This window comes from Gordonia sp. (in: high G+C Gram-positive bacteria) (assembly GCF_052106715.1).
Classification (GTDB): domain Bacteria; phylum Actinomycetota; class Actinomycetes; order Mycobacteriales; family Mycobacteriaceae; genus Gordonia.
In genome coordinates, this window is record NZ_JBQEDL010000005.1 from 41,998 (window position 1) to 68,306 (window position 26,309).

Annotated in this window: 25 protein-coding genes and 1 pseudogene; 16 read left to right on the forward strand and 10 right to left on the reverse strand. The window is 66.0% G+C overall.

Features of this window, described 5'->3' with window-relative positions; all coding sequences use genetic code 11:
- Window positions 1–97: 97 nt before the first annotated feature.
- The 4 genes from ACTIMF_RS03955 to mca form a co-directional block, all read right to left on the reverse strand.
- Window positions 98–1,207, reverse strand: coding sequence for a 3-deoxy-7-phosphoheptulonate synthase (locus tag ACTIMF_RS03955; protein WP_442348976.1), 1,110 nt, complete (start codon window positions 1,205–1,207; stop codon window positions 98–100).
- Between the two features lie 284 nt (window positions 1,208–1,491).
- Window positions 1,492–3,486: a thioredoxin domain-containing protein gene (locus ACTIMF_RS03960; RefSeq protein WP_442348977.1), complete on the reverse strand. Its 1,995-nt coding sequence runs from the start codon at window positions 3,484–3,486 to the stop codon at window positions 1,492–1,494.
- Between the two features lie 49 nt (window positions 3,487–3,535).
- Window positions 3,536–3,865: a hypothetical protein gene (locus tag ACTIMF_RS03965; RefSeq protein ID WP_442348978.1), complete on the reverse strand. Its 330-nt coding sequence runs from the start codon at window positions 3,863–3,865 to the stop codon at window positions 3,536–3,538.
- Entirely contained in the window at window positions 3,862–4,713 is an 852-nt protein-coding gene (gene mca / locus ACTIMF_RS03970) for a mycothiol conjugate amidase Mca (RefSeq protein ID WP_442349080.1), read from the reverse strand. The genes ACTIMF_RS03965 and mca overlap by 4 nt, the downstream gene beginning before the upstream one ends.
- Window positions 4,714–4,791: 78 nt before the next feature.
- Here mca and ACTIMF_RS03975 point away from each other — a divergent pair, with 78 nt between their 5' ends.
- The 3 genes from ACTIMF_RS03975 to greA all read left to right on the forward strand — a co-directional run bounded on the left by ACTIMF_RS03975 (window position 4,792) and on the right by greA (window position 6,585).
- Complete coding sequence (locus ACTIMF_RS03975) at window positions 4,792–5,250, forward strand: DUF4307 domain-containing protein (protein ID WP_442348979.1); 459 nt, start codon at window positions 4,792–4,794, stop codon at window positions 5,248–5,250.
- On the forward strand, window positions 5,247–5,996 hold the full coding sequence (locus ACTIMF_RS03980; protein ID WP_442348980.1) for a queuosine precursor transporter: 750 nt from the start codon (window positions 5,247–5,249) through the stop codon (window positions 5,994–5,996). The genes ACTIMF_RS03975 and ACTIMF_RS03980 overlap by 4 nt, the downstream gene beginning before the upstream one ends.
- 97 nt (window positions 5,997–6,093) lie before the next feature.
- Window positions 6,094–6,585: a transcription elongation factor GreA gene (gene greA, locus ACTIMF_RS03985; RefSeq protein WP_442348981.1), complete on the forward strand. Its 492-nt coding sequence runs from the start codon at window positions 6,094–6,096 to the stop codon at window positions 6,583–6,585.
- 62 nt (window positions 6,586–6,647) lie between these two features.
- On the opposite strand, the gene ACTIMF_RS03990 is transcribed toward greA, so the two are convergent.
- Window positions 6,648–7,010 carry a helix-turn-helix domain-containing protein gene (locus tag ACTIMF_RS03990; protein WP_442348982.1) on the reverse strand — a complete coding sequence of 121 codons (363 nt, stop codon included), beginning with the start codon at window positions 7,008–7,010 and terminating at the stop codon, window positions 6,648–6,650.
- Between the two features lie 254 nt (window positions 7,011–7,264).
- Here ACTIMF_RS03990 and ACTIMF_RS03995 point away from each other — a divergent pair, with 254 nt between their 5' ends.
- Both ACTIMF_RS03995 and ACTIMF_RS04000 read left to right on the forward strand, forming a co-directional pair.
- Entirely contained in the window at window positions 7,265–7,762 is a 498-nt protein-coding gene (locus ACTIMF_RS03995; RefSeq protein WP_442348983.1) for an SRPBCC family protein, read from the forward strand.
- Window positions 7,763–7,924: 162 nt separating this feature from the next.
- Window positions 7,925–8,782, forward strand: a complete 858-nt coding sequence (locus ACTIMF_RS04000; protein ID WP_442348984.1) for a DUF559 domain-containing protein — start codon at window positions 7,925–7,927, stop codon at window positions 8,780–8,782.
- A 62-nt stretch (window positions 8,783–8,844) separates the two neighbouring features.
- On the opposite strand, the gene ACTIMF_RS04005 is transcribed toward ACTIMF_RS04000, so the two are convergent.
- The gene (locus ACTIMF_RS04005; protein WP_442348985.1) at window positions 8,845–9,987 is read right to left on the reverse strand and encodes a cystathionine gamma-synthase; all 1,143 of its coding nucleotides are present in this window, start codon (window positions 9,985–9,987) and stop codon (window positions 8,845–8,847) included.
- Between the two features lie 4 nt (window positions 9,988–9,991).
- Window positions 9,992–11,401, reverse strand: coding sequence for a cystathionine beta-synthase (locus ACTIMF_RS04010; RefSeq protein ID WP_442348986.1), 1,410 nt, complete (start codon window positions 11,399–11,401; stop codon window positions 9,992–9,994).
- 121 nt (window positions 11,402–11,522) lie between these two features.
- On the opposite strand from ACTIMF_RS04010, the gene ACTIMF_RS04015 reads away from it, so the two are divergent.
- From ACTIMF_RS04015 to ACTIMF_RS04060, 10 genes are all read left to right on the forward strand, one after another.
- Window positions 11,523–12,746 carry an acetyl-CoA C-acetyltransferase gene (locus tag ACTIMF_RS04015; protein WP_442348987.1) on the forward strand — a complete coding sequence of 408 codons (1,224 nt, stop codon included), beginning with the start codon at window positions 11,523–11,525 and terminating at the stop codon, window positions 12,744–12,746.
- A gap of 345 nt (window positions 12,747–13,091) precedes the next feature.
- Window positions 13,092–13,724, forward strand: coding sequence for an MspA family porin (locus ACTIMF_RS04020; protein WP_442348988.1), 633 nt, complete (start codon window positions 13,092–13,094; stop codon window positions 13,722–13,724).
- Between the two features lie 35 nt (window positions 13,725–13,759).
- Complete coding sequence (locus ACTIMF_RS04025; RefSeq protein ID WP_442348989.1) at window positions 13,760–14,398, forward strand: MspA family porin; 639 nt, start codon at window positions 13,760–13,762, stop codon at window positions 14,396–14,398.
- A gap of 50 nt (window positions 14,399–14,448) precedes the next feature.
- Window positions 14,449–15,720, forward strand: a complete 1,272-nt coding sequence (locus tag ACTIMF_RS04030; protein ID WP_442348990.1) for a competence/damage-inducible protein A — start codon at window positions 14,449–14,451, stop codon at window positions 15,718–15,720.
- 98 nt (window positions 15,721–15,818) lie between these two features.
- Window positions 15,819–16,463 carry an ABC transporter permease gene (locus tag ACTIMF_RS04035; RefSeq protein ID WP_442348991.1) on the forward strand — a complete coding sequence of 215 codons (645 nt, stop codon included), beginning with the start codon at window positions 15,819–15,821 and terminating at the stop codon, window positions 16,461–16,463.
- Window positions 16,460–17,746, forward strand: coding sequence for an ATP-binding cassette domain-containing protein (locus ACTIMF_RS04040; protein WP_442348992.1), 1,287 nt, complete (start codon window positions 16,460–16,462; stop codon window positions 17,744–17,746). The genes ACTIMF_RS04035 and ACTIMF_RS04040 overlap by 4 nt, the downstream gene beginning before the upstream one ends.
- Entirely contained in the window at window positions 17,743–18,579 is an 837-nt protein-coding gene (locus ACTIMF_RS04045) for an ABC transporter permease (RefSeq protein ID WP_442348993.1), read from the forward strand. The genes ACTIMF_RS04040 and ACTIMF_RS04045 overlap by 4 nt, the downstream gene beginning before the upstream one ends.
- Window positions 18,576–19,565, forward strand: a complete 990-nt coding sequence (locus tag ACTIMF_RS04050; protein ID WP_442348994.1) for a glycine betaine ABC transporter substrate-binding protein — start codon at window positions 18,576–18,578, stop codon at window positions 19,563–19,565. Before ACTIMF_RS04045 ends, ACTIMF_RS04050 begins: the two co-directional genes overlap by 4 nt.
- Window positions 19,566–19,900: 335 nt before the next feature.
- Entirely contained in the window at window positions 19,901–20,329 is a 429-nt protein-coding gene (locus tag ACTIMF_RS04055) for a MarR family winged helix-turn-helix transcriptional regulator (RefSeq protein WP_442348995.1), read from the forward strand.
- Window positions 20,326–20,928, forward strand: coding sequence for a DUF998 domain-containing protein (locus ACTIMF_RS04060; protein WP_442348996.1), 603 nt, complete (start codon window positions 20,326–20,328; stop codon window positions 20,926–20,928). The genes ACTIMF_RS04055 and ACTIMF_RS04060 overlap by 4 nt, the downstream gene beginning before the upstream one ends.
- A 70-nt stretch (window positions 20,929–20,998) precedes the next feature.
- Here ACTIMF_RS04060 and ACTIMF_RS04065 read toward each other — a convergent pair whose 3' ends face one another.
- From ACTIMF_RS04065 to ACTIMF_RS04075, 3 genes are all read right to left on the reverse strand, one after another.
- Complete coding sequence (locus ACTIMF_RS04065; protein WP_442348997.1) at window positions 20,999–21,889, reverse strand: Bax inhibitor-1/YccA family protein; 891 nt, start codon at window positions 21,887–21,889, stop codon at window positions 20,999–21,001.
- Between the two features lie 92 nt (window positions 21,890–21,981).
- Window positions 21,982–22,656: a TetR/AcrR family transcriptional regulator gene (locus ACTIMF_RS04070; protein WP_442348998.1), complete on the reverse strand. Its 675-nt coding sequence runs from the start codon at window positions 22,654–22,656 to the stop codon at window positions 21,982–21,984.
- Between the two features lie 6 nt (window positions 22,657–22,662).
- Complete coding sequence (locus tag ACTIMF_RS04075; protein WP_442348999.1) at window positions 22,663–24,894, reverse strand: MMPL family transporter; 2,232 nt, start codon at window positions 24,892–24,894, stop codon at window positions 22,663–22,665.
- 132 nt (window positions 24,895–25,026) lie between these two features.
- On the opposite strand from ACTIMF_RS04075, the pseudogene ACTIMF_RS04080 reads away from it, so the two are divergent.
- Window positions 25,027–26,142 (forward strand): annotated as a pseudogene (locus tag ACTIMF_RS04080) (phosphotransferase family protein); the annotation flags it as partial.
- Between the last annotated feature and the right edge of the window lie 167 nt (window positions 26,143–26,309).

Here is a 26,309-nt window from a genome sequence, read left to right on the forward strand (position 1 = left end):
CGCTGGTCGAGCGGAGTCGAGACCCTCACGCTGGTCGAGCGGAGTCGAGACCCTCTCGCTGGTGTCACCTGGTGACACCAACGAGACGGGTAGGGGTCTACTGCTCGTAAGGTGGCGTGGACGCTCCAGCCAAGGCAGCGAGGACGTCGACGCTGGCGTCCCACCCCATGCACTTGTCGGTGACAGATTTGCCGTAGACGAGGGCGGCGCGGCCCGCGGCGTCGTCGGGGACGGCCTGGTTGCCCGGCTCGATGAAGCTCTCCAGCATGACGCCGGACAGGACGACGGGCTCGCCTGCGGCACGGCGGGCGGCGAACGCCTGCGCGACCTCGACGGCGACGACGGCCTGCCGCTCGTGGTCCTTGCCCGAGTTGGCGTGCGAGCAGTCGACCATCACCTTCGGCGACTGACCTGCCTTCGTCAGCGCATCGGCGGCCGAGAGCACCGACGCCGCATCGTAGTTCGGTCCGGGCGTGCCGCCACGCAGAATGATGTGGCAGTCCTCGTTGCCCGACGTCTGGACCACGGAGCCGCGTCCCTGATCGTCGATGCCGAAGAACACGTGCGGGGCAGCGGCCGCCTGCGCGCCGTCGATCGCGACCTTCACGTTGCCGTCGGTCCCGTTCTTGAATCCGATCGGCATCGACAGTCCCGACGCCAGCTGACGGTGCACCTGCGACTCGGTGGTCCGCGCACCGATCGCGCCCCACGCGACGGTGTCGGCGATGTACTGGGGGCTCGTCGGCTCCAGGAACTCGCAGCCAACGGGCAGGCCGAGGTCGATCACGTCAAGCAGGAGTCGGCGAGCGGTGCGCAGTCCGCGCTCCACGTCGTATGTCTCGTCCATGCCCGGATCGTTGATGAGGCCCTTCCACCCGACCGTGGTCCGCGGCTTCTCGAAGTACACGCGCATCACGATCTTCAGCGAGTCCGCGTACTCGACGGCCAGCGGCGCGAGACGACGCGCGTAGTCGAGGGCGGCTTCGGGGTCGTGCACCGAGCACGGTCCGACGACGACGATCAGTCGATCGTCGCGACCGGCGAGGATCGCGGCGATCTCGTCACGGTCCCGGGCGACGATCTCGGCGCGACGATCGGTCAGCGGAAGTTCGGTGCGCAGCGCCTCCGGTGACGGGATCGGCGAGAACGCCGTCACCCGTCGGTCGGAGGTGGCAGTACTCGATGCTGGTGAGGTCGTGGTGGTCACGTTCTCTGGCCTTTCAGTGCGTTGTCGCGGGGGCGATGGTGTCCGGGTGCCGCCTCCGAGAACGCTCCTGCTGGCGCAGCTCATCCCGGAAACGACAGAAGCAGCGACCGAATCGGTCACTGCTTCAGGCTCCGGGATCTTCGACGCGCGTATTACCGCTTCATCGCAGGCTCACCCGGAGCCTGGATAAAGAAACGCCAATACGAGGTCGTCGACACGTCGTCGACGGTAGCACCGGCTCGGCGACGTGTCGAACGCGGCCGCCACGGAGGAGAACGAACCCTTTACAGCCGTGCGGCGTCGGCCGTCGTGACCGGAAGGTCGCAGACGCGCCCACGGCACACATATGCGGCGTCACGGAGCCGGCCACCGGTCGGGACCGGACCGCGCTCTTGCAACAGCGGCCCCGAGTCCTGCTCGCCCGCGATCACCAGGACACCGCCTGGCGCTCGTCTCCGTAGTTGCGCCGCCATCGCGCCGTCGCAGTCGGGGGCCTGCGCTACCGCGACCTGGACGGGTCCGGCGACGTAGGCCTGGGCCACAGCGAGCCAGTGCCCAGCCGACCGAGGGGCTTTCGCGAGGATGATCCCGGCGCGAGCGAGAGTGGCGTCGGCGAGGTCGGCATACCGTTGCTGTGCGTCGACGTCGGCCACCGCGGCCGATGCGACGAGCGCTTCGGCGATGAGCGACGCTCCGGCCGGGGTCGCGCCGTCCACCGGGTCACGGGGGCGCAGGAGCAGTCCTCCCGGGTGGGCGTCGAACCACGCGCCCGTCTCGTCGGGGTCGGCGAACACCGTGATCGCACGGTCGAGAATCTCCAGACCCACTGTGCGCCAACGCTCTTCGCCGGTCACCGAATGCAGAGTGAAGAGAGCTGTCGTGAATGCCGCGTAGTCCTCCAGCGCGCCGAGCGGGGTGCCGACGACGCCGTCGAGCGACGACCGGTGCAGATCCCCGTCGACGAGGTGGACGTCGCAGAGACCGTTCGCGATCTCGCGGGCCCGGCCGATCCATTCGGGGCGGTCGAGGCTCGCTCCGGCTTCGGCGAGCGCGGTGATCGCGAACGCGTTCCACCCGGTCACGACCTTGTCGTCGCGGTCGGGTTGCGGGCGCTGCGCGCGCGCCGTCGACAGTCGGGCGCGCACCGATTCGTAGCGTTCTGCGTCGTCGGGGTCGCACGGCAATCGGAGCGTCGATGAGCCCTGCTCGAACGTCCCGGTGTCGGTGACGGTGAACAGTTCGGCCGCCCACGCCGCATCGTCGCCGAGGATCTCGGCGAACTCGTCGGGACGCCACACGTAGGTCAGTCCTTCGACGCCTTCGGTGTCGGCGTCCAACGACGACGCATAGCCGCTCCCCGTCCACAGATACTCGTCGAGGAAGGCGACGGTCTCGGCGGTTACCCGAAGGGAGAGAGCGTCGCCGGTGCGTCGTGCGTGGTGGGCGTAGGCGCGCAATAGGAGGGCGTTGTCGTAGAGCATCTTCTCGAAGTGCGGGATGACCCACTGTTCGTCGACTGCGTAGCGCGCGAATCCACCCGCGAGCTGGTCGTAGATCCCACCGCGCGCCATCGCGTGCAGGGTGCGGGTCGCCGCGTCGAGCGCGGTGTCCTCGCCGGTGTACTCGGTTGACCGGAGCAGCCCTTCGAGCAGCGCAGACGGCGGGAACTTGGGCGCCCGTCCGAAACCCGCGTGCGCCCGATCCTCATCGGCAAGAATCGAAGCGGTCGCGTCCGCGAGGAGTTGGATGTCCAGTCGCGGCCCCTCCGGGAGCGTCTGCGCGGTGGCTCGCAGATGCTCGGTGATCTTGGAGCCGGCCACCTCGACCTCGTCGCGGCGCGTGGTCCAGGTCCCGTGGACGGCGTCGAGGAGCTCGGCGAAACCGGCCTGACCGTTACGCGAGCGCGGCGGAAAGTAGGTTCCGCAGTAGAACGGGTCGCCGCCCGGGGTCAGGAAGCAGGTCATCGGCCAGCCGCCCTGCCCGGTCATCGCGACGGTCGCCGCCATATAGATCGAATCGATGTCCGGGCGTTCCTCGCGGTCGACTTTCACGCATACGAAACTTGCGTTCATCTGGGCGGCGAGGTCAGGGTCCTCGAATGTCTCGTGCGCCATCACATGACACCAGTGGCAGGCGGCGTATCCGACGGACAAGAGGATCGGCACATCGCGCTCGCGCGCCTGCGCGAACGCCTCGTCGCCCCACTCCTGCCAGTCGACGGGATTGTCCGCGTGCTGGCGCAGGTACGGAGAATTGCTCTGCTGAAGACGATTCGCCATGGCCTCCAGCGTGCCACGTCCGCACCCGCGCGCACCGGTCACACGAGTTCTACGACGGCGAAGTCCCGTCGTCACTCGCGCCGTCCCGGACTTCGGGGTCGGCGCCGGGCTCGGAGTCAGGACGAGCGGCCGCGTCGTCGGCCGCCGACGTCTCGGTGCCCTCGTCGAACGCCTGGTCGGCCTCGGGATGCTCGGTATCGAAGCTCTCCGGCAGCTTCTTGAGCTGACGATTCATGGACCGGATCAACAAGAAGACCGCGATCAGCAACACGATGATGATGAGCAGACCGAGCGGCGACGCCTTGCCGAACTCGGGGCCCTTCGGCTCCTGGTCGGCGGCCAAGACCACAGCGTTCGTGGCCCATGCGGCGATCGTCATGGCTGCTCGATTCCGGAGAAGAGATCATCCTCGGGGATCGACGTCTTCACTCGAGTCTGCGCGAGCTCGAACTCCTCGGTCGGCCACAGCTCCTGCTGCCACGACAGCGGCACCGCGAAGAAGAAGCCGTTCGGATCCACCTGGGTGGCATGGGCGCGGAGCGCGTCGTCGCGCTGCGCGAAGTAGTCGCCGCATGTGACCTGCGTGGTGACCCGCGCCATGAGGTCGCCCTGGTCGGTCTTCCACTTGCTGAGCCACTCCGCGAACGGGTTGTCCCCGCCCTCCTTCTCGAACGCTTCGGAGAACCGCAGGATCCGGGCCCGGATGAAGCCGTGCGTGTAGTACAGCTTCAGCGGCGTCCACGGCTCGCCCGCGTCCGGATACTGGTCCGGGTCTCCGGCGGCGTCGTATGCGGCGACCGACACCTCGTGACACCGGATGTGGTCGGGGTGCGGGTAGCCGCCGTTCTCGTCGTAGGTGACGATCACATGCGGTTTGAACGACCGGATCACCTCGACGAGCCGACCGGTGGACTCCTCGAGCGGAACCAACGCGAAGCAGTCGTCGGGCAGCGGCGGCTTCGGATCCCCTTCGGGCAGACCGGAGTCCATGTACCCGAGCCAGTGGTGCTCGACGCCGAGCGCTGCGGCGGCCTCGGCCATCTCGTCGCGGCGAACCTGGGTCAGGTTGTCCAAGATTCCGGGTCGGTCCATGGCCGGGTTCAGCACGTCGCCGCGTTCCCCACCGGTGAGCGTCACCACCATCACGTCGTGACCCTCAGCGACGTATTTCGCCAAGGTCGCTGCGCCCTTGCTCGATTCGTCGTCGGGATGTGCGTGCACGGCCATGAGACGCAGACCGTTCGCGTGTTCGCTCACGCTTCCTCACCTTCGCTCGCTGTTACTACTCATGGTAGGTATTGACACGTGAGCAGTTCAGACGGGGGCGGCAACGACCGCGCTCCGCACAGCGGTCCCCGCGCCACATACCCGACCGAACGGACACCGTCGAGCCGCCGACGTTGGTTTTACGTCGCATCGGTCGTCGTCGTCCTCCTCGGCCTGGGCATCGCCGTTCTCGGTTACAAGCAGTTCGCCGACCCCGACGTCTCCGGCGACGCGACCGCGTTCGAGATCGTCTCGTCCGACACAGTGTCGGTCCAGTACACGGTCAACCGCAGCAATCCCGACGACGCCGTCTCATGTGTCGTACGGGCCCGCGCCGACGACGGATCAGAAGTGGGACGCCGCGAGGTCATGGTCCCCGCCGGCGGCGAGACCCAAGTCGGCGCGAAGACCGAGGTCCTCACCTCCGAGCCCGCCGTGATCGGCGAGGTGTTCGGCTGCACCACCAACATCCCGCCGTACCTGGAGCCCGCAGCATGACGACGACGATCAACCGCGCCGTCTTCGCACGGGTGTCGAGTCCGTACTTCCCGGTCCTGACCGCCGTCTTCGTCGGGGTCATGCTGATCAGCAACATCGCCGCCACCAAAGCAGTCGTCCTGTTCGACTGGCTGCAATTCGACCTCGGGCCTCTCCACGTGAACGGCCTGGTGACCGACGGCGCGTTCTTCTTGTTTCCGCTCAGCTACGTGATCGGCGACGTGATCAGCGAGGTCTACGGGTTCCGCGCGATGCGGCGCACGGTCGGCGCCGGTTTCGTCGTCATCCTGTTGGCGTCGTTGTGCTTCTGGCTCGCGATCGAGCTTCCGGCCGCCGACTTCTACGACGGTCAGTCGTCGTTCGAGACCGTCCTCGGGGCAGTTCCGCAGATCGTGGCCGCCGGCCTCGCCGGATACGTGGTCGGCGAGCTTTTGAACTCGTATGTGCTGGTCAAGATGAAGGAGCGCGCGGGAGAACGTCACCTGTGGGTCCGCCTGATCACGTCGACCGTCGTCGGCGAGTTCTTCGACACCTTGGTGTTCTGCTCGATCGCCGCAACTGCGATCGGCATCTCGACGTGGTCGGACTTCATCAACTACGTGGTGATCGGTTTCGTGTGGAAGACACTCGTCGAGATTGTCGTCATGCCGGCGACGTACGCTATCGTGGCCTACTTGAAACGAGCCGAGCCGTCGTACCGGGAGGGCCTCGAAGCGGGGGACGCCGGCGCGACGCATGTGCCATAAAACACACGAACTGATAGACTGCACTGTGCACGACCTCGCGAGGGGTCGTGTTGCTGCATTTAGAGCAGTCCATTCGCGGACAGCAAAGGAGACCACAATGACTGATACTCGGGTGACCTGGTTGACGCCGGAGTCGTACGAGCGCCTGAAGGGTGAGCTGGATTCGCTTATCGCGAACCGACCAGTCATTGCCGCCGAGATCAATGAGCGTCGCGAAGAGGGCGATCTCAAGGAGAACGGCGGCTACCACGCGGCCCGCGAGGAGCAGGGACAGCAGGAGGCGCGTATCCGCCAGCTGCAGGACCTGTTGAACAACGCGAAGGTCGGCGAGGCCCCCGCCGAGTCGGGTGTCGCACTGCCCGGATCCGTCGTCACCGTGTACTACGACGGCGACGAGTCCGACAAGGAGACCTTCCTCATCGCGACGCGCGAAGAAGGCGCGTCCAGCGATCTGGAGATCTACTCGCCGAGCTCACCGCTCGGGGCCGCGATCATCGACGCCAAGGTCGGCGACAGCCGCGAGTACACCGTGCCGAGCGGCGCGACGATCAAGGTGACGCTCGTGAGCGCGGAGCCGTACCACTCCTGATCGGGAAGTCTTGAGCGGCACCGGACCCGACGGGTCCGGTGCCGCTTCGCACATCTGCAGGATCAGTGGGCCTGATGCTCAAGTAGATCGCGCAGCGCCTGTTCCACAGCGGACAGTTCCGCGGATGAGGACTGCTCGAACGATACCGGCGCCACCTGCGACCGGAGGTCGGGCAACAGATAGGCGGGCGGGACTCCCAGTGCGCCTGCCAACCGATACACCGTCGAGAGCAGCGGATCCGCGACGTGCGGTTCGCGATTGCTCGTGCCGCGTTCGAGGTTCGAGATCTGGTTGCGATGAAGCCCGGAACGTTCGGCGAGCACTTCTTGTGAATAGCCGCGCGCCTTGCGGATCACGACGAGGCGATGGCCGAACGAGTACGCGTACGTGCCCCACTCCAGGGCACCCCACCGCGTCTCGTCCACCCGTTCAACACTGCTTGATTCACAACGCATTGTCCGCACAACATGTTGTGAATCGTGGTGTAGCAGAACATGATTCGGACGATCTCTCGGGTCGCCAAGCCTTCGTGCCGGGGCAGAGCCGCACATCCCCCGATGTCTGCGGCCCTGCCCCGACCGATCCCCCACGCCAGTGAAGTTCCTCTACTCAGTTAGACGCATCAGACCCCGATTCGGTTCCACTCGATGTCCGAGGGCCTCCGTCGATACACTGCGGCATGGCCTACGAACTGGAATCCTTCGACGAGCCGTTCTACGACGCGGCGACCATGCGCTACGAGATCGACGTGACGGTGCCCGTCTCGCCCGAGGCTGCCTGGGCGGAGTTCACCCGACAGAACACACTCGACTGGTGTCGTGCGCTAGCGTCGGTCACCTTCACGTCTGCGCCGCCGCACCACGTCGGCACCACACGCTCGGTGGTCCTGGCCCCGGGGTTCATCAAGATGGACGAGGAGTTCTTCATCTGGGACGAAGACCCGGCGACGTCGACGTACCGCAACGGTTTCCGCGGTGTCCGCGCCAACATCCCCGGCCTGCGCAAGTTCGGCGAGTACACGGAGGTCTCCCCCGCCGACCACGGCAGCCGCCTCGTGTGGAAGTTCGCGATGGAACTGGCAGGCGTCGGCCTGCCGCCCGCGTTCTCCGGCCGCATCGCCAGCGCCGCATTCGGCACCGTCCGGACGGACACGATTAAACACTTCGCGACGTTCTGAGGAATCGGGCACTTTTAATCGGCGCAGGGCCGATGAAAAGTGCCGAAGTGTTCGGGGCGGGGTGCGTGCCGGTTCGACACACCCGAATCGCCGCTGTGGAACCAGGTGGAGCATCGCTGCGTCTGACCGAGTATGGGGGAACGACGGGCAAAAGCGGTGAGGGTGGCCGAGTTCTTGGCCGACCACGACGGCGTCATCTCGACCGATCAGGCGAAGACGCTGGGGATGTCGAACGACGCGATCTACGGGAGGACCACTGCCGGACTGTGGATTCCGCACGCGAAGTCGACGTTCATGTCGGCGGAGCACCGCATGTCCGACATCGCAATGATCCGGATCGCAGCGCTTGCGCACGGCGGAGTGATCGACCGGTCGTCGGCGGTCTGGTTACACGGCCTCACCGACGACCTGCCGACCCCGATCACGCTGTCGGTTCCCCGGACCGGACACGGGGCGGCGTGCACAGTGGACACCCAGGTCTGCCGTCGCACCTTTCCGTCCGAGGACACCACCAGGGTGCGGGGCATCGTCACCACCGCCCGCCCGCTGACGGTGCTACTCGGCGCTGCCGAACTCCGGGACGGCATCGACATGATGGATGCCGCGCTGCTCCGCAGACGAGTGACCCTCAAAGAACTGCGCGCAGCCGCCGACCGCAACACGGGCGCACGCGGAATGGCGAAGGCCAAGAAGCTGCTGGCCTCGGCCGAGGACATGTCCGAGTCCGAGCTGGAGCGCAAGTTCGTCCGCTTCTTGCGTAAGCATCGAATCGGCGGCTGGTTGCAGCAGCGCTACGTCGGCGGCAGGCGTATCGATTTCGTCTGGCCCGAGGAACGGATCGCGGTGCAACTGCACGGATGGGCGTTCCACCACGCGCACGCCCAGTGGGAACGCGATCAGGAGATCACGAACATGCTGGTCAACATCGGGTGGCTGCCACTGATCTTCACCTGGAAGCGACTTGAGTTCGCCCCCGACGAGGTGGGCGGCGCGATCGAGCTGCGGCAGAACGTCGGCTGACGAATCGGGCACTTTACATCGGCGCTGCGCCGATGAAAAGTGCCCGATTCGAAAAGCGAGGCTCAGCCCAGGGCTTGGTCTACGTCCGCGAGGATGTCGTCGATGTCTTCGATGCCGACCGAGAGGCGGACGAGGTCGTCGGGGACCTCCAGGAGAGAGCCCGCGGTGGACGCGTGCGTCATGGCGCCCGGGTGCTCGATGAGCGATTCGATGCCGCCGAGCGATTCGGCGAGCGTGAAGACCTTGGTCTTCGCGCAGAAGTCGAGCGCGGCCTGGCGTCCGCCAGCGAGTCGGACGGAGATCATGCCGCCGAAACGACGCATCTGCGTAGCGGCTGTTGCATGGCCGGGGTGCCCGTCGAGTCCCGGGTAGAGAACAGCGTCGATCGCCTTGTGAGACACCAGGAAGTCGACGAGGTTCTCCGCATTGTCGCAGTGCCGGTCCATCCGGACGGACAAGGTCTTGATGCCGCGCATCGTGAGGTACGCGTCGAACGGCCCCGGCACGCCGCCGGATCCGTTCTGCAGGAACGCGATGTCGGCGTCGGTCTGCTCGTCGTTCGTGACGATGGCACCGCCGACCACATCCGAGTGACCGCCGAGGTACTTGGTGGTCGAGTGCAGGACGACATCCGCACCGAGTGCCAGTGGCTGCTGCAGGTACGGGGTGGCGAAGGTGTTGTCGACCACGAGTCGCGCGCCGCCCGCGTGGGCGACGTCGGCGAGTTTGGCGATGTCGCCGACGTTGAGGAGCGGGTTGGTCGGCGTCTCGATCCACACGAGCTTGGTCTGCGGCGTCATCGCTGCGGCGACGGCGTCGGGGTCGATGACGGGCGCGACCGAGTAGGTGATCCCCCATTGGGTGAACACTTTGTCGATGAGGCGGAACGTCCCGCCGTACGCGTCGTTCGGGATCACGATGTGGTCGCCGGGGCGCAGCGCGGCGCGCAGCATCGCGTCGGTGGCCGCCATGCCGGAGGAGAATCCGCGCCCGTACGTACCGCCCTCGATCGCCGCCATATTGGCTTCGAGCGCACGACGGGTCGGATTGCCGGTCCGCGCGTATTCGAAACCGTCGCGCATACCGCCGACACCGTCCTGCGCGAACGTCGAGCTCGCGACGATCGGTACGTTAACCGCGCCGGTCCGCGGGTCCGGATCCCAGCCCGCGTGGATCGCCTTCGTGGAGAAACCGTGATCACCCATGTCGTCAGCCTTCCTTGTGTGCCGGGATCGGATTGGTGCTCGCGAATGCGAGGAGGTCGTGGCGAGTAATGACGCCGACGGGCTTGCCCTCTTCGACGACCATCAACGCACCGGACTCGCCGAGCGCTTGCATCGCCGCGGCGACGGGTTCGCCTGCGCCGATCAACGGGAACGCCTCACCCATGTGCTCCGACACCGGATCGGCGAGGCTCGCGCGGCCTTCGAATACGGCCGACAGCAGGTCGCGTTCGTTGACGGCGCCGCTGATCTCGCCCGCCATGATCGGCGGCTCGGCTCCGACGACGGGCATCTGCGACACCCCGTACTCGCGGAGGATCTCGATGGCGTCGCGCAACGTCTCCTGCGGGTGCGTGTGGACCAGGTCGGGCAGCGAACCGGCCTTGTCGCGCAGGAGGTCGCCGACCGTCGACTCCGGTATCTCCCGACCGTCGAGCGGCGTGCGCAAGAAGCCGTAGCTGCTCATCCAGTCATCGTTGAAGATCTTCGACATGTAGCCGCGTCCGCCGTCGGGCAGCAGGACGACGACGAGCGCGTCGGGGCCTTCACGTTCGGCCACTTCGAGAGCGGCCACGACCGCCATGCCGCACGAGCCGCCGACGAGGAGTCCCTCTTCGCGGGCCAGGCGACGGGTCATCTCGAACGAGTCGGAGTCGCTCACGGCGATGATCTCGTCAGGGATAGTCGGGTCGTAGGCGTCCGGCCAGAAGTCTTCGCCGACACCTTCGACGAGGTACGGGCGGCCGGAGCCGCCCGAGTAGACGGAGCCCTCCGGGTCGACGCCGACGACCTTCACTGCGCCGTCCGAGACCTCTTTGAGGTACCGGCCGGTCCCGGTGATGGTGCCGCCGGTGCCGACGCCCGCGACGAAGTGCGTCACCTTACCGTCGGTGTCGTTCCAGATCTCGGGGCCGGTGGTCTCGTAGTGCGACAGCGGCCCGTTCGGATTCGCGTACTGGTTGGGCTTCCAGCCGCCGGGCGTCTCACGCGTCAACCGGTCGGAGACCGAGTAGTAGCTGTCGGGGTGCTCCGGTGGGACAGCGGTAGGACACACGACGACGTCGGCACCGTACGCGCGCAACACGTTCCGCTTGTCTTCGGCCACCTTGTCGGGGCACACGAACACACACTTGTAGCCGCGCTGCTGGGCGACGAGCGCCAGACCGACACCGGTGTTGCCGGAGGTCGGCTCGACGATGGTGCCGCCGGGCTTCAGTTCGCCAGAGGCCTCGGCCGCGTCGATCATGCGGGTGGCGATGCGGTCTTTGGAGCTGCCGCCGGGGTTGAGGTACTCGATCTTCGCTGCGACGAGGCCCGCGCCCGGCTTCACAACCGAGTTGAGCTTCACGAGCGGAGTGTTTCCGACCAGGTCGACGACGTGATTCGCAATGCGCATACCGTCCATGTTCGCACCTTCGCGGCGTTCTCACCTGACCGGCCCGCCGAGCGGACCGAACGCCGGCTCCGTGCGGACTGAACGCACGACGAGTTCTTGTAACAGGGGTACCGTGGCGCGCATGACAGAAGCAGTGATTGTTGCAACAGCCCGTTCCCCGATCGGCCGCGCAGGCAAGGGATCGTTGAAGGACGTACGACCGGACGAGTTGGCTCGCCAGATGGTGGCTACGGCACTGGCGAAGGTGCCCGAGCTCGACCCGTCGCTCATCGAAGATCTTCACCTCGGCATCGGCCAGCCCGGTGGTCAGGGCGGTTACAACATCGCCCGCAGCGTCGCCGTCCAGCTCGGCTACGACCACATCCCCGGTGTGTCAGTGAACCGCTACTGCTCGTCGTCGTTGCAGACCACGCGCATGGCGTTCCACGCCATCAAGGCCGGCGAGGGCGACGTCTTCATCTCGGGCGGTGTCGAGAGTGTCTCGAGCTTCGCCGTGTCGGGTGCGGCCGACGGCGCACCGGACTCGAAGAACCCGGTCTTCGCCGATGCCGAGGCACGTACCGCCAAGACTGCCGAGGGCGGCGCGGGCGCATGGCACGATCCCCGCGAGGACGGCCTCATCCCCGACGTCTACATCGCGATGGGCCAGACCGCCGAGAACGTCGCCAGCTACACCGGCATCTCGCGTGAAGACCAGGACCGCTGGGGCGTCCTGTCGCAGAACCGCACCGAGAAGGCGATCAACGACGGCTTCTTCGCCCGCGAGATCGACCCGATCACCTTGGCCGACGGCACCCAGGTGACCGCCGACGACGGCCCCCGCGCAGGCACAACCTACGAGAAGATCTCCCAGCTGAAGCCGGTGTTCCGTCCGGACGGCACGATCACCGCCGGCAATGCGTGCCCGTTGAACGACGGCGCCGCCGCTCTCGTCGTCATGAGCGACACCAAGGCCAAGGAACTCGGCCTCAAGCCGCTCGCCCGCATCGTGGCGACTGCGGCCACCGGTCTGAGTCCGGAGATCATGGGCCTCGGCCCGATCGAGGCGGTCCGCAAGGTACTGCGCGTGGCAGGCATGTCGATCAACGACATCGACCTGACCGAACTCAACGAGGCGTTCGCCGTCCAGGTTCTCGGTTCGGCCGCAGAGTTGGGTATCGACCACGACAAGCTGAACGTGTCGGGCGGCGCGATCGCGCTCGGCCACCCGTTCGGCATGACCGGCGCCCGTATCACGACGACCCTGCTGAACAACCTGAACACGTACGACGGCCAGTTCGGCCTGGAGACCATGTGTGTCGGCGGCGGCCAGGGAATGGCGATGATCATCGAGCGCCTCAGCTGACCTGAAGCACCCACACGAAGGGCGGATCCGGTTCTCCGGGTTCGCCCTTCGTCGTTCTGCGGCACACCTATCGCCGCAAGACTCCCGTACGAAACCAAGAATTCACTTTTGTGACCACTTTCACTTGCAACCTTTGGGGCAAGAGGATTTTTCCGTCATACCGGACAAGATCCAGGTCTGGAGGCGTCGACAACGTTAAAACCATGCCAATTCTAAGAAATTCAGCGGGTTCTTTGCGCTCAGCCTGGTTCTGAGCGGTCGCTCTGAGGGTCACCTTACGTTAAGGTTCCCCGGGGAAACCACATGAACGACCGACCCTCCCCGTAAATTTTGTAGGAGACCTGAATGAGCAAGAAGGCCACAACGATGGCACGCCGCGCCGCCGCGGTCGCCGCTGTTTCCGCAGTCGGCGCTGCCGGTCTGATGATCGGCGCAGGTGACGCCGACGCAGCGCGCCTGCCCAGCGGCAGCAAGACGTCGACCGGAATCGACGGCCAGGTCGTCAAAATCAAGCGCACAGCTGAGAGCGCGCGCGGACTCCACTCGGTCGCGAACAACGGCGCAGGCCGCTCGGCCGCCGTCTCAGGTACCTATAAGGCCACTCTCAGCAAGGGTGTCGGCACGATGAAGGTCGGCTACCTCGTGGGGTGCCAGGTCGACATCACCGGCCTCGAAGGCGGCCTGTCCGGCTCGCTCTCCGCTGACGGCCCCGCGCTCAACGGCGCGCTCACCGTGCCCCTGAAGCCGGGCGAAGTGAAGCTCGTTTCCGGCGACAGCCTGTCCCTCAAGAAGGGCAAAGGCACCGTGATGGTCGACTCGTTCAACATCAACGTCGAGCAGTGCGGTGGATACGCATCGGCCCGCTCGGTGGTCCAGGTGCTGGCCGCCGACGGCTTCACCAACGAGGACGACGCGATCTCCGCGGACAGCGGCTACGTCCAGTCCACCCTGTACGGCAAGCCGTTCAGCCTCAACTGACCTCCCGACGACTTCTGCACAAGGACTGAACTGACATGAAGAAGAATTCTCGTATCGCAGCAGGCGCCGCTATCGCGGGCGCAGCACTCATCGCCGCCTCCGGCACCATGGCCGGCACCGCCGACGCGGGCAAGCTGCCCGGCGGCTACAAGAGCAAGAACCTGGGCGACGGCAACAGCATCCAGATCCGCCTCTACGACGAGTCGGTGACCCGCGCTCGCGCCACCACCAACGTGCCGACCAGCCGCGAGGCATGGGTCTCCGGCAAGATCGCGATCAGCACCAAGGGTGACATCAAGGGCGCAACCCTCACGGCCGGCTACCAGGTCGGCTGCCAGGTGAACTTCGGCGCGTCGGCAGACGGCGGAGCAGACGCGACCCAGGCACCGGGCGAGGAAGGCCCCTCGGCTACCGGCAATGTCGGCGGCGGCTTCACCCTCGGACCAGGCGACACCGCGTTCAAGCCGATCATCAATGTCTCCGGCGACGACGACGACATCAACGCCATCAGCTTCACCAAGGGCCGCGGTGGCCTCGCCTACAGCCAGGAGCGCTTCGGCGTCGACGGCTGCGCGGGCCACGCATCGGCGCGCGCCATCGTGAAGGTTCAGGCCTCGACCGACACCTTCCAGGGCAACATCACGCTGTACGGCAAGCCCTTCAGCCTCGGCTGACCGGTCTTCTCGACCTACGCCTCGATCCCCGCGCGGGTACTCTCGACTCCGTGAGTGCACGCGCGGGGATCGTCGTTACCGGGACCGAAGTTCTGAGTGGATGGATCGCCGACCGTAACGGTCCGTGGGTGTCGCAGCGTCTCCTCGAACTCGGCGTCGACGTCGGCCACATCACGGTGTGCGCTGACCGCCCCGACGATCTGCGTGCGCAACTCGAGTTCCTCGCCGCCCAAGGCGTCGACCTGATCGTGACGACGGGCGGGCTCGGTCCGACCGCCGACGATCTGACCGTCGCGACGGTCGCCGAGTTCACCGGACGTCGCCTCGCGCGCGATCCCGAGATGGGGCGGACCATCGAATCGGTGATCCGTTCGTGGCGCAAGTATTCCGATGTCGACGAACTCCCCGCGTCGCTCGTCGCCTCCATCGATAAGCAGTCGCTGGTCCCAGACGGGGCCGAGGCCGTTCCACCGACCGGAACCGCGCCCGGCGTCGCCGTCCCGGCCGCCGACGGACGGCCCGCAGTTCTGGTCCTGCCCGGTCCCCCGCGTGAGCTCCAAGCGATGTGGCCGACGGCGCTCGCGACGGACGCGGTCAGCGAGGCCCTGCGGAATCGAGTGCCCGCCGTCCTCAAGACCATCCGCGCGTACGGGCTCTCCGAACCCGATCTCGCTGTATCGCTCACCGACGCGGAGAGCACTGTCGGCGGCTTCGACGAACTCGAGATCACCACGTGCATGCGCGGCGGCGAAGTGGAGATCAGCACCCAGTTCCCCGCGGAGCAGTCCGCAGCGTACGACGCTCTCGCCGAGTTCCTACTCGCCCGGCACCGCGACCGTATCTACTCCACCGACGGCCGCGAGATCGACGACCTTCTCATCGAGCGGCTCGCCGACCGCACCATCGTCACGGCCGAATCGTGCACCGGCGGCCTCGTCGCCGCCCGGCTCACCGACCGTCCGGGATCGTCGGCGTACATGCTCGGCGGAGTCGTCTCGTACTCGAACGATGTGAAAATCGGTGCCATCGACGTTCCAGCCGAACTGATCGAGACACACGGCGCAGTCAGCGAAGAAGTCGCCGCGGCAATGGCCGACGGTGCCGCTAGCCGGCTCAACGCCGACGTCGCGATCTCGACGACCGGCATCGCCGGACCGGGAGGGGCGGTTCCGGGAAAACCGGTCGGCACGGTCTGCATCGGCATCCACGTCGCGGGACGCGACCCCGTCACCGTCACGCGGACGTTCCCCGGTAATCGACAGCAGGTCCGGGAACTCACCGTCAACGCCGCCATGCACCTCGCGGTCGACGTACTCGACTGACGCACATTTCTTCGCGAATCGGTAGCCGGTCTGGTAATTCGACTCACTGTGATCGCAACTATATGCCCTGCGCTTCGACGCAAGTAGACAGATGAGCTGTGAACATCTGGAGCTACATACAGGGTCGTGAGGGGACGATAGCGTTCTTGTCGTACCAGCACGCGTCCCTCGCCTTCCAGACGGTGCTCGTCGGCTCGGTGGTGGCGATCGTCGTGGCGTTGCTCGTCTACCGACTGCCACTCGGTTCGGCGTTGACCATCACGGCGAGCCGCATCGCACTGACCATCCCGACGCTCGCGCTCCTCGCGTTGCTGATCGTTCCGTTCGGGCTTGGCGTCGTGTCGTCGTTCATCATGCTGGCGTTCTTCGCCGCGATGCCGGTCGTCGGAAACGCCATCGTCGGGCTCCGGTCCGTTCCGCCCGAAGTCGTCGAATCGGCACGGGGAATCGGCTTCTCGCGCGGCCGCATCCTACTGACCGTGGAACTGCCGCTCGCGTGGCCGGTAATCCTCACCGGTATCCGAGTATCGACGCAGATGATCGTCGGTGTCGCGGCGATCGTGGCATACGTCCTCGGCCCGGGACTCGGCTCGCTAATCTTCAACGGCCTCGCGCGCCTCGGCGGCGCCAACGCGCTCGAGATGGCGCTCACCGGAACTGTTCTCATCGTCCTGATCGCCCTGATCTTCGACTTGCTGCTGGTCCTGCTCGGACGGCTGACGACCCCGAGGGGACTCTCATGACCACGACCGAACATCCGAACGCCGGACCGGATATCACCGGAGCCTCGATTCGGCTCGAACAGGTCCGCAAACAGTACAAGGGGCAAGGCGAGCCCGCAGTCGCCGACCTCGACCTCGATATCGCGGCCGGTGAGATCGTAGCCTTCGTCGGTCCGTCCGGCTGCGGCAAGACCACGACGCTCAAGATGATCAACCGGCTCGTCGAACCCACGAACGGCCGCATCTACATCGGTGATCGCGATGTGACGCACGAGAATCCCGACGAGCTCCGGCAGTCGATCGGATACGTCATCCAGTCCGGTGGGCTGTTCCCGCACTGGACCGTCGAACGCAACGTCGGTGCCATCCCGCGTGTCCTCGGATGGAACAAGGCGAAGATCGCCGAGCGCACCACCGACCTCCTCCGCCTCGTCGGACTGGACCCCGACGAGTTCGGTAAGCGGCTCCCCAAGGACATGTCCGGCGGTCAGCAACAGCGCGTCGGTGTGGCACGAGCACTCGCCGCCGATCCTCCCGTTCTCCTCATGGACGAGCCGTTCAGCGCGGTGGATCCGATCACGCGAGTCCGACTGCAGGACAGTCTGATCGACATCCAGAAGAAGGTCGGCAAGACGATCGTCATCGTGACGCACGACTTCGAGGAGGCGACCAAGCTCGGCGACCGGGTCGTCATCTTCTCGCGCGGCGGGCACATCGAGCAGTACGGCACACCCGCCGAGATCCTCGCCAACCCCGCGAACGACTTCGTCCGCGAGTTCATCGGCTCGGGCGCCACCCTCGCCCAACTGTCGCTGACTCGAGTCAAGGACGTCGAACTCGAACAGGTCACCACCGCACTGGTCGACGAACCGTCCGACCGGGTGATCGACCGGGCACGCGCCGCCAAGACCAGCTGGGTGGTCGTCGTGGACGATAAGAAGCAACCGCGCGCATGGCCGTCCGTCGACGAGATCGCGACAGCGCCGACCGTCTCGTCGTACATCGACGCCCGCCTGCCGCTCGTCGCACCGTCCTCGACGCTCCAGGACGCACTCGACGTGATGCTCGCGGCCAGCCAGGGCGGCGCGCTGGTGACCGACCGCACGGGCGGACTCATCGGCTGGCTGCGGATCAGCCGCGTGATCGACATCATCCGCACCCAGTTGGACGAGGCACAGCCCGACGAGGTCGGCTACGCGGAGTTCGCCGAGGCCGAAGCAGACAACGGCGGACCCAACACCGGCGAGCTCAACCCCGATGGGCTCGGCACAGGCGGACCCGACACTGGCGGCGATCGGTCATGAGCGACCAGACCGACAGCGTCGTCGACACCGCATCGCCCGTCGCTCCCGCACCGACCGCGGAGACCACTCCCCCTCGAGCCAAGGGCACCGGATTCTGGGCGTGGTTTCGGCGACTCCCCATTGACGTGTGGCTCGAACCGCTCGTGATCGTCATCGTCGGTGCCGGCTTCATCACCTGGCACGCGCTGACCGACTTCACCGCGAACGAGTCGGCCCAACTCGACACTTCTGTTCTGGTGGACACAACCATCGCCCACGTGAAGCTCACCGTGGTCGCCGCCGTCGTCGTGCTGGCGATCGCCATTCCGCTCGGCATCCTTCTCACGCGTCCGTCGATGACCAAGCTGACGCCGATAGCCATCGGCCTCGGAAACATCGGACAGTCGGCGCCCGCAGTGGGACTGCTCGTCCTCCTGACTTTCTGGCTCGGCACCGGATTCCGAACCGCGGCACTGGGTTTGATCGTCTATGCGGTGCTTCCAATCCTGCAGAACACCATCGCCGGCCTGCGCCAGGTGGACCGGCGTGTGATCGAAGCATCCCGAGGTATCGGGTACTCGGCCGCCCGCACCCTCGTCCAAGTGGAACTGCCTCTCGCAGTACCGGTGATCCTCAACGGCGTCCGGACCGCGCTGGTGATCCTCGTCGGCACCGCCACTCTGAGCACGTTCATCGGTGCGACCAGTCTCGGAACGCTGATCACAACCGGCATCACAGTGTTCCTGCCGCGCGTCCTGATCGCAGGCGCCATCTTGGTCGCACTTCTCGCTCTCACCGTCGACTGGATCGGCCGACTGGTCGAGTACGTCGCCACACCGAAGGGAATGCGATGAGTCGCTCTCTCCGACGACGCCTGATCGTGCTCCTCCTCGCGATCGCGACGATGGCGCTGCCTGCGTGCGGTCTGATCAGTTCGTCCGGAACGCTGCGCGCCGGTCATCTTCCGGGCGGTGACAAACCTCTGGACGGCGCGAGCATCACAGTGACATCCAAGGCATTCACCGAGCAGGTCGTCCTCGGGAAGATCGCCGCAACCTACCTGGCCGCGGCAGGCGCCGACATCAAAGATATGACCGGAGCGCCCGGTGCGGCATCGTCGCGGCAGGCTCAACTGCGCGGCGAGACCGACCTCCAGTGGGAGTACACCGGAACAGGGTGGGTCGTCTATCACGAACGCACCGATTCGATCAGCGACCCGAACGAACTGTGGACCAAGGTCCGCGACATCGAAGCGGACGAGAACGATCTCGTCTGGCTGCCGCCGTCGACACTCAACAACACCTACGCATTCGCCGCGTCGCCGGACACCGCGAAACGTCTCGGCGTCACCTCGTTGTCGGACGTAGCTGCGCTGCCGGTCAACGAACGCACCTTCTGCATCGACGACGAGTTCTTCAGCCGGTCGGATGGCTTCCTACCGATGTTGAAAGCCTACGGAATCCCCTTCGACACCGCGCAGGGCGTTCCGCAGAGCAACGTGACCCGGATGGATTCGGGTGTCATCTACACGGCGACGGCCAAGGGCTCGCCATGCAACTTCGGCATGGTGTTCTCCACCGACGGCCGGATCCCGAACCTGAACCTTCGCGTACTCGACGACGACCGCAAATACTTCCTCCCCTACAGCGGCAGCGTCGTCGTCCGAAAGCCGGTGCTCGACGCGCATCCTGAGATCCAGAAGCTCATGGACACGGTGTCGGCGAAGCTCAACGACGACGTAATGCGCGACCTCAACGGGCGGGTCGACATCAAGGGCGAGGATCCGAGCGACGTCGCATACGACTGGCTGGTCGACGCGAAGCTCATCGAGCCGAACTGATCGTATGCGTTTGGGGTGGGGTTGGCGCATTGGCGCTACCCCGGTCGCGTTGATTCTGTGCGTCCGCTTGCGCGGTTCTTCGGTTCGAAAGATGCCGGGACGACGGGCGGCGGGCGATTTGCGTTGTCGACGCAGTCTCGGCTTCCACGGCGCAGCCTGAACTCCCGCTCCGCAGCCTCATTGCGTCTCCGCAGCCTGGGCGGAGGCTGCGGAGACGCATTGAGGGTGTGACGGCTTAGTTGAGGCCGCGGAGCGGGAGTTGAGACTGCGGAGTCCGCGGCAGACGTGGCCCTCGAACATTGACACCGAGTGATTTAACTAGTTAACTCACTCTCGTGGATCTCGCTTACGAACTTCACGATCTCGTCCGCACCCTTGACCGGCATGCGGACGAGAAGCTGCGCGCCGAGAGTCTCGGCTACAACCGGTACGTCGCGCTCATCATCGTCGACGAGCACCCCGGGATCAGCGGGCGAGAACTCGCCGGAGCCCTCGGTGTCAGCGACGCCGCGGTCAGCGGGATCGTCCGCAAGCTGCACGACGCGGGTCTGATCGACGAACTCGATCTGCCGGGCACCGGCCGCGTCCGACGCTGGCGGTTAACCGAAGCGGGAGTCGCCAAGCACGCCCGCTGCGAACGCCTACTCGGCGACTCCCTCGACACCACCGCCGCCGCGGCCGGAATCGACACCGCGACGCTGGCATCAACCATCCGCGCACTGCACGACGCTGTGCGCGCACGCCGAATCGAAGGACAGTCATGACCACAGCACTCGCCATCGCATCCGTCGTCCTGTGCGCGGTACGACTGATCCTGTTCGCCGCACTCCATATCGCACCGAGCCCCTACAACGCGGTGGAGCACGCGGTCAGCGACTACGCGGTCGGCCCCACCCGCAAACTGTCCGCCGCGATGACGACCGTGACCGCCGCCAGTTGGCTCACGATCGCCGGAGCCGCCTACGGCCGACTCGACGGCTGGACCGGGCGCACACCAGTCGTCGTGCTGCTCGTGATCCTCGCGGTCGTCTTCGTCGCCCTCCCCTTCGTACCGACCGACATCGAAGGCGGGCCAACGACCACGATCGGACGGCTGCACTATGTTCTAGCGATCGCGTGGTTTGCGATCTCCTACTCGCTGACCGGCGACTTCAGCCGCTGGATGGACGACGCCGTCGACGGGCCGCTCGCCGCGATCGGCCATGTGCTGCACATCGTCGCGCTGGTGTCGCTGATCGCACTCGTGGTCGCACTGATCGTTCCGAACGTCCGACGACGCTTCTTCGGGATCGCCGAGCGGGTATTCCTCGTCGCCATCTCGGTGTTCTTCCTCATCGCGTCGATCGGCCTCGTCGTCGCCTGACCGAACGAAGGAGCCCGGGCCGCGGAGTGATCCGCGGCCCGGGCTCGTTCAAACGTGGTCGAGATCGAAACTAGTCGCTGTTCAAGTAGCTCAGCAGTCGCAGGATCTCGACGTACAGCCACACCAGGGTGACGGTGAGGCCGAGGGCGACGCCCCATGCGGCCTTCGCCGGCGCACCCGCGCGGATCAGCTGATCTGCGGAGTCGAAGTCGATGAGGAACGAGAACGCGGCGAGGGCGATGCAGACCAGCGAGAAGATGATCGCGATCGGTCCGCCCGAGTAGATGCCGAAGGCGTCGCCGCCGGTGAACATGCTGATCACGAAGTTGCCGATCACCAGCGCGAGAACGCCGAAGATGCCTGCCATCAGCATGCGAGTGAAGCGCGGGGTGACGCGGATAGCGCCGACCTTGTAGACCACGAGCATGCCGACGAAGACGCCGATCGTGCCGAGCACCGCCTGGCCGATGAGCGATCCAGCCGAGACGTCACTGACCCGGAGGTTGGCGAAGACGAACGAGATGGCACCGACGAACAGGCCCTCGAACGCTGCGTACGCCAGAACGATCGCGGGGTTGTCCTGCTTGCGACCGAAGCTCGCGACGAGGACGAGGACGAGACCTGCGATGGCGCCGACGCCCATGATCGGCGCGGCGAGCGCGATCTGTGCGTCGACGGTGTCGCGACCGCTGATGACGAAGTACGTCGCGATGGCGAACGCGATCACGACGCCGACGGTCATCGCGGTCTTGGTGACGACGTCGTCGATGGTGAGGGTGCGCGTCGTGGTCGAGGGGGTGTAGCCCGGCTGCGTGTACTGATCCGCGTGCTGCTGCTGTCCCTGCATCATCGATGCCTGACCCACGCCGGCCATGCCGGTTCCGAAGTTCGCGTAGCCGGACGCGTCCTTCTTGTTGTCGCGGACCACGCCTCGCATGATCGGGTTACTACTCTCTCGCACGTGTGCTCCTTAACCGTTACGGTGCGCAACAAATGTCTGCGAACGACTGCTTCGATGGATCAACGAACGTCGGACCCGCTGTGTTCCCCACTTTACCGGTTCTTGACTGAATGGGCGTTTCTTGTGTCGTTCGGGTGGGCGGCCGCCTGCGCTCCCATCCCGTCGGCCACGGCGCGCAGTGTCTGCTCGGCCAGTTCGAGACCGTCACCCCACGGCAGACCGGGTTTCGAGATCATCAGTGACGCGAAGCCGTGCGCCGCCGACCACAACTTCATGACGGTCGTCACCGGATCGCCGGGCTCGAGTACTCCCTGCGCCATCATCTGCTCGACAGTGTCGGAGAAATACACGAACGCCGACGACAGCAGCATCTCGTCGGTCTTCGACGGCCTGCCCGGCTCGGTGATGCGCACAAACGCCGTCCGGTAGACGACGTCGTTGTCGATAGCGAAGCGGATATACGCCAGGCCTTGGGCCAGCGCGCGGTCCCACAGGTCGGCGACGCCCTCGGACGCTTGCTTCATAACGTCGGCAAGCCGTTCGAAGTAGTGGGCGCACACCGCGTCGAGAAGTTCGTCCTTGTCGTCGAAGTGTCGGTAGATCGACGGCGCCGTGACCCCGACGCGCTGTGCGACGGCCCGAATCGACACGGCGTCGGCGCTGCCCAGCGAGATCAGGAGTTCCGTTGTGGCGTCGATGATCTCGGCTGCGAGCTGGTCACCGCTGCCGCGCGGGGACCTGGGGCGAGGCTCGACTGGGTCGGTCATGGCCGATCACTCCTCCCTCAGTCCGATGCGGTCGTGCAGTCTGCGAAGCGGCGCGGGCGCCCACCAGTTCCACTCCCCCATCAGCCGCATGAACGCAGGCACCAAGAACATGCGGATCACGGTGGCGTCCATGAGCACCGCAAGAGTCAGGCCCACCCCGAACATTCTCATGAACGAGACCTCCGACGCGGCGATCCCAGCGAAGACGATGGCCATCAACAGCGCGGCAGCGGTGACCACCCGGCCGGTCCGGGCGAGCCCGACGGCGACTGCATGGTCGTTGGCGGACTTGCTCCGGTCGGAGGCGAGCCATTCCTCGCGGATGCGGCCGAGAAGAAACACCTCGTAGTCCATCGACAGTCCGAAAGCGATGCAGAACATCAGGACGGGCATGGTGGCGACGAGGTAGCCCAGCGGCGTGGTGCCGAGGGCGCCTAGGTGGCCGTCCTGGAAGATCCACACCATCGCGCCGAAGGTCGCCGACAACGACAACACGTTCACCACGAGTGCTTTGAGAGGTAGCAGCACGCTGCCCGTGAACAGGAACAGCAGAATGTACGTTGCGACGGCGATGACGATCAGCACCCACGGCAGGTGCGCGAACATCGAGTCGACGGCGTCGGCGCTTATCGCAGCCAGACCGGTGTAGGAAACGGTCGACTCCGTCGGCGTCACGACCGCGCGCAGCTTCTCGATCTGGTCGGTGCCCGCATCGCTCATCGGATCGACCTCACTCGAGATCGACAGGAGCGCGACGCCGTCCCGCACGCTCGACGGGTCGCCGGGGCCCACCGGATTCCCGTGGACGAACGCGCCGAACGGGGTGGTCACCGCGCCGACGGCGTCGACCTTTGAGACCTCGGCGGCGTAATGCTGCACGCCGGTCTGTGAGACGTCGCCCTCGACGACGGCGATAACCCCGCCACCCGAATTCTGTGCGAAGTCGGTGCGCAGCTCGTCGGCCATCTCGTGAACCGCGGCGTCCTTGGGGAGGACGCGTTCATCGGTGAATCCGAACTTGAGGTTCACGAACGGAGCGCCCAGGACGAGGAGCAAGGCGGGAACGATGACGGCAACCGGGACGGCACGGCGCAGGACAGCACTCGCGAGCCGGTACCAGCCGGTCCTCTCGATCGGAGTCGCCGCGGCGTCAACCGGGTCGGGCAGGCGGAACAGTCTGTGGAACGACCGGCGGACGTTGAGTGCCTCCACGCGGTCGCCGAGGACCATGAGCAGCGCGGGTGTGACGACCAGCGCGGCGATCGCGGCGACCACCACCACACCGACGCCCGCGTAGGCGAAGGATCGTAGGAAGTACATCGGGAAGATCGCGAGGGCCGCCAGCGCGAGGGCCACCGTGACCGCCGAGAACGCCACGGTGCGGCCCGCGGTGTCGACGGTGCGGACGATCGCGGCGCGACGGTCCAGTCCGCGCCCGACCTCTTCTCGGTACCGGGTCACGATCAGCAGGGTGTAGTCGATCGCGAGCGCCAGCCCCATCGCGGTGGTGAGGTTGAGTGCGAAGATCGAGACATCCACGACCGACGTCATCAGGCGCAGCAGGGCGAGGGTGCCAACGATCGCGACGCCGCCGATCAGCACGGGCAGCAACGCCGCGACGACGCCGCCGAACACCACGATCAACAGCAGGAAGCTGATCGGGATGGCGATGGATTCGGCGACGGCGAGGTCTTTCGACGTCTGCTCGCTGATCTGGCCGTACACGAGCGCCATCCCGCCGGTGGAGATGTCGACGCCGTGCCGCTGCGCGCCGATCACGTCCGCGAGTTCTTCGGCGTTGCCGGGAGCGTGCTCGTCGCCTCCTCCGACGGACGTGACGATCTGGGTCGAGGTCTTGTCGGTGCTGAGGAGCTCACCCGCGAGATTCGGTGTGTTCCATACGGTCAGGACGGGTTGTTGGACGTACCCGCCGTGGGCGACGGACTTCTCGTCGAGAATCGCGAGGATCTCGTCACGCGCCGCGATCGCGTCGGCGTTGGTGGTGATGTCGGCGTCGCCGTCGAGTTTGACGACGAACTGCATGCCCCCGCGGTCGAACGTCTCGTCGAGAACTTCGGTCGCGTGGCTCGATTCGGCGGACGGATCGTCGAAACCGCCCGACAGCATCTTCTGCGCGGCACCGAGCCCGTACACACCGCTGAGAGCGACAATCACCACTGCGATGGCCAGGACGATTCTCGGCGCGGCGACCACTCGCTCCGCAACACGTGACAGCACGAGTTCTCCTTACGTTTCCATCGTTATGTTAACGACGATAACTTAGCCAGGTATCGCACGAAAGACCCGCCCGATGAGATCCATTCCGCACCATCCGACCCGCAGTGAACTGAAACGTGTTCTAATTCAGTTGTGTCACCTATCACAGAGAATGACGGAGCCCAGGTAGCGCGGCCTAGCGAGTCGCGCCGCGATCCCGAATGGCTCCGCGAACGCCTCAACACTTGGATCAAATCACACGAAGGGCCCCGAGCCGAGGTCACGTCGGTCGAGATCCCGTCGGCCAACGGGATGTCGAGCGAGACGTTGCTCGTGTCAGCGCGGGTCGACGGAATCGACCACGAACTCGTGGCCCGCGTCGCGCCGATGCCCGACAGCGACCCGGTGTTCCCCTCATACGATCTGGACGGACAGTTCCAGCTGATCGGCCACGTCGCCGAGCACACGGACGTTCCGGTGCCACGGCTGTGGTGGTCCGAACCGGATTCGGCCGCCCTCGGCGCACCGTTCTTCGTGATGAGTCGCGTCGACGGAGAGGTCCCGCCGGACGTGATGCCGTACACGTTCGGCTCGTGGGTGTCCGAAGGCACTGACGACGAGCAGCGCAGGTTGTTGACCGAATCCGTCGGGGTGCTCGCGAAGATCCACGCCGCTCCCCTGCCCGATGTAGGCGTGGCCCTACCCGAGCCGGGCGAGGATCCGTTGCGTGCGCATATCCGTCGATTACGCGACTTCTACCGTTGGGCGTCCGCCGGCCGTGCCGGTGCGCCGCTGATCGAGCGCGGGTTCGCGTGGGTCGAGGAGCATGTGCCCGCGCCGTCCGACCCGGTGCTGTCGTGGGGCGACGCCCGGATCGGCAACATCGTGTACCAAGACTTCACGCCGGTCGCCGTCCTCGACTGGGAGATGGCGACCATCGGCCCGCGTGAACTCGACGTCGCGTGGATGATCTTCATCCACCGGTTCTTCCAGGACATCACCGAGATGGCCGAACTGGACGGGCTGCCTGACTTCTTGACGCGCGACGACGTCGCCGCGGAGTACGAGCGCCAGACCGGCCATGCTCCGGCCGACCTCGACTTCTACACGCTGTACGCCGCCTTGATACACGCCGTCATCATGTATCGAATCAATTGCCGCGCCATCCATTTCGGCCAAGCGGAACAGCCGGCCGATCCGGACGATATGATCCTGCACCGCGCCACCCTCGACGCCATGATGGCCGGTACCTACTGGGATTCCGTGGCCTCTTCCGCCGCTCAGGCCGATCGGGCCTCCTCCACCGCTGAGGCCGATCGAGCCTCTTCCACCGCTCGGGCCGATCGGGCCTCCTCCACCGCTGAGGCCGATCGAGCCTCTTCCACCGCTGATGGAGCCTCTTCCACCGCTGATCGAGCCTCTTCCACCGCTGATCG

Coding starts and splice junctions, on each gene's coding strand:
- ACTIMF_RS03960 (WP_442348977.1), bottom strand. CDS start 3,486: ATGGCGAATCGTCTTCAGCAGAGCAATTCTCCGTACCTGCGCCAGCAC.
- ACTIMF_RS03965 (WP_442348978.1), bottom strand. CDS start 3,865: ATGACGATCGCCGCATGGGCCACGAACGCTGTGGTCTTGGCCGCCGAC.
- mca (WP_442349080.1), bottom strand. CDS start 4,713: ATGGCCGTGCACGCACATCCCGACGACGAATCGAGCAAGGGCGCAGCG.
- ACTIMF_RS03980 (WP_442348980.1), top strand. CDS start 5,247: ATGACGACGACGATCAACCGCGCCGTCTTCGCACGGGTGTCGAGTCCG.
- greA (WP_442348981.1), top strand. CDS start 6,094: ATGACTGATACTCGGGTGACCTGGTTGACGCCGGAGTCGTACGAGCGC.
- ACTIMF_RS03995 (WP_442348983.1), top strand. CDS start 7,265: ATGGCCTACGAACTGGAATCCTTCGACGAGCCGTTCTACGACGCGGCG.
- ACTIMF_RS04005 (WP_442348985.1), bottom strand. CDS start 9,987: ATGGGTGATCACGGTTTCTCCACGAAGGCGATCCACGCGGGCTGGGAT.
- ACTIMF_RS04010 (WP_442348986.1), bottom strand. CDS start 11,401: ATGCGCATTGCGAATCACGTCGTCGACCTGGTCGGAAACACTCCGCTC.
- ACTIMF_RS04015 (WP_442348987.1), top strand. CDS start 11,523: ATGACAGAAGCAGTGATTGTTGCAACAGCCCGTTCCCCGATCGGCCGC.
- ACTIMF_RS04020 (WP_442348988.1), top strand. CDS start 13,092: ATGAGCAAGAAGGCCACAACGATGGCACGCCGCGCCGCCGCGGTCGCC.
- ACTIMF_RS04025 (WP_442348989.1), top strand. CDS start 13,760: ATGAAGAAGAATTCTCGTATCGCAGCAGGCGCCGCTATCGCGGGCGCA.
- ACTIMF_RS04040 (WP_442348992.1), top strand. CDS start 16,460: ATGACCACGACCGAACATCCGAACGCCGGACCGGATATCACCGGAGCC.
- ACTIMF_RS04045 (WP_442348993.1), top strand. CDS start 17,743: ATGAGCGACCAGACCGACAGCGTCGTCGACACCGCATCGCCCGTCGCT.
- ACTIMF_RS04050 (WP_442348994.1), top strand. CDS start 18,576: ATGAGTCGCTCTCTCCGACGACGCCTGATCGTGCTCCTCCTCGCGATC.
- ACTIMF_RS04060 (WP_442348996.1), top strand. CDS start 20,326: ATGACCACAGCACTCGCCATCGCATCCGTCGTCCTGTGCGCGGTACGA.
- ACTIMF_RS04070 (WP_442348998.1), bottom strand. CDS start 22,656: ATGACCGACCCAGTCGAGCCTCGCCCCAGGTCCCCGCGCGGCAGCGGT.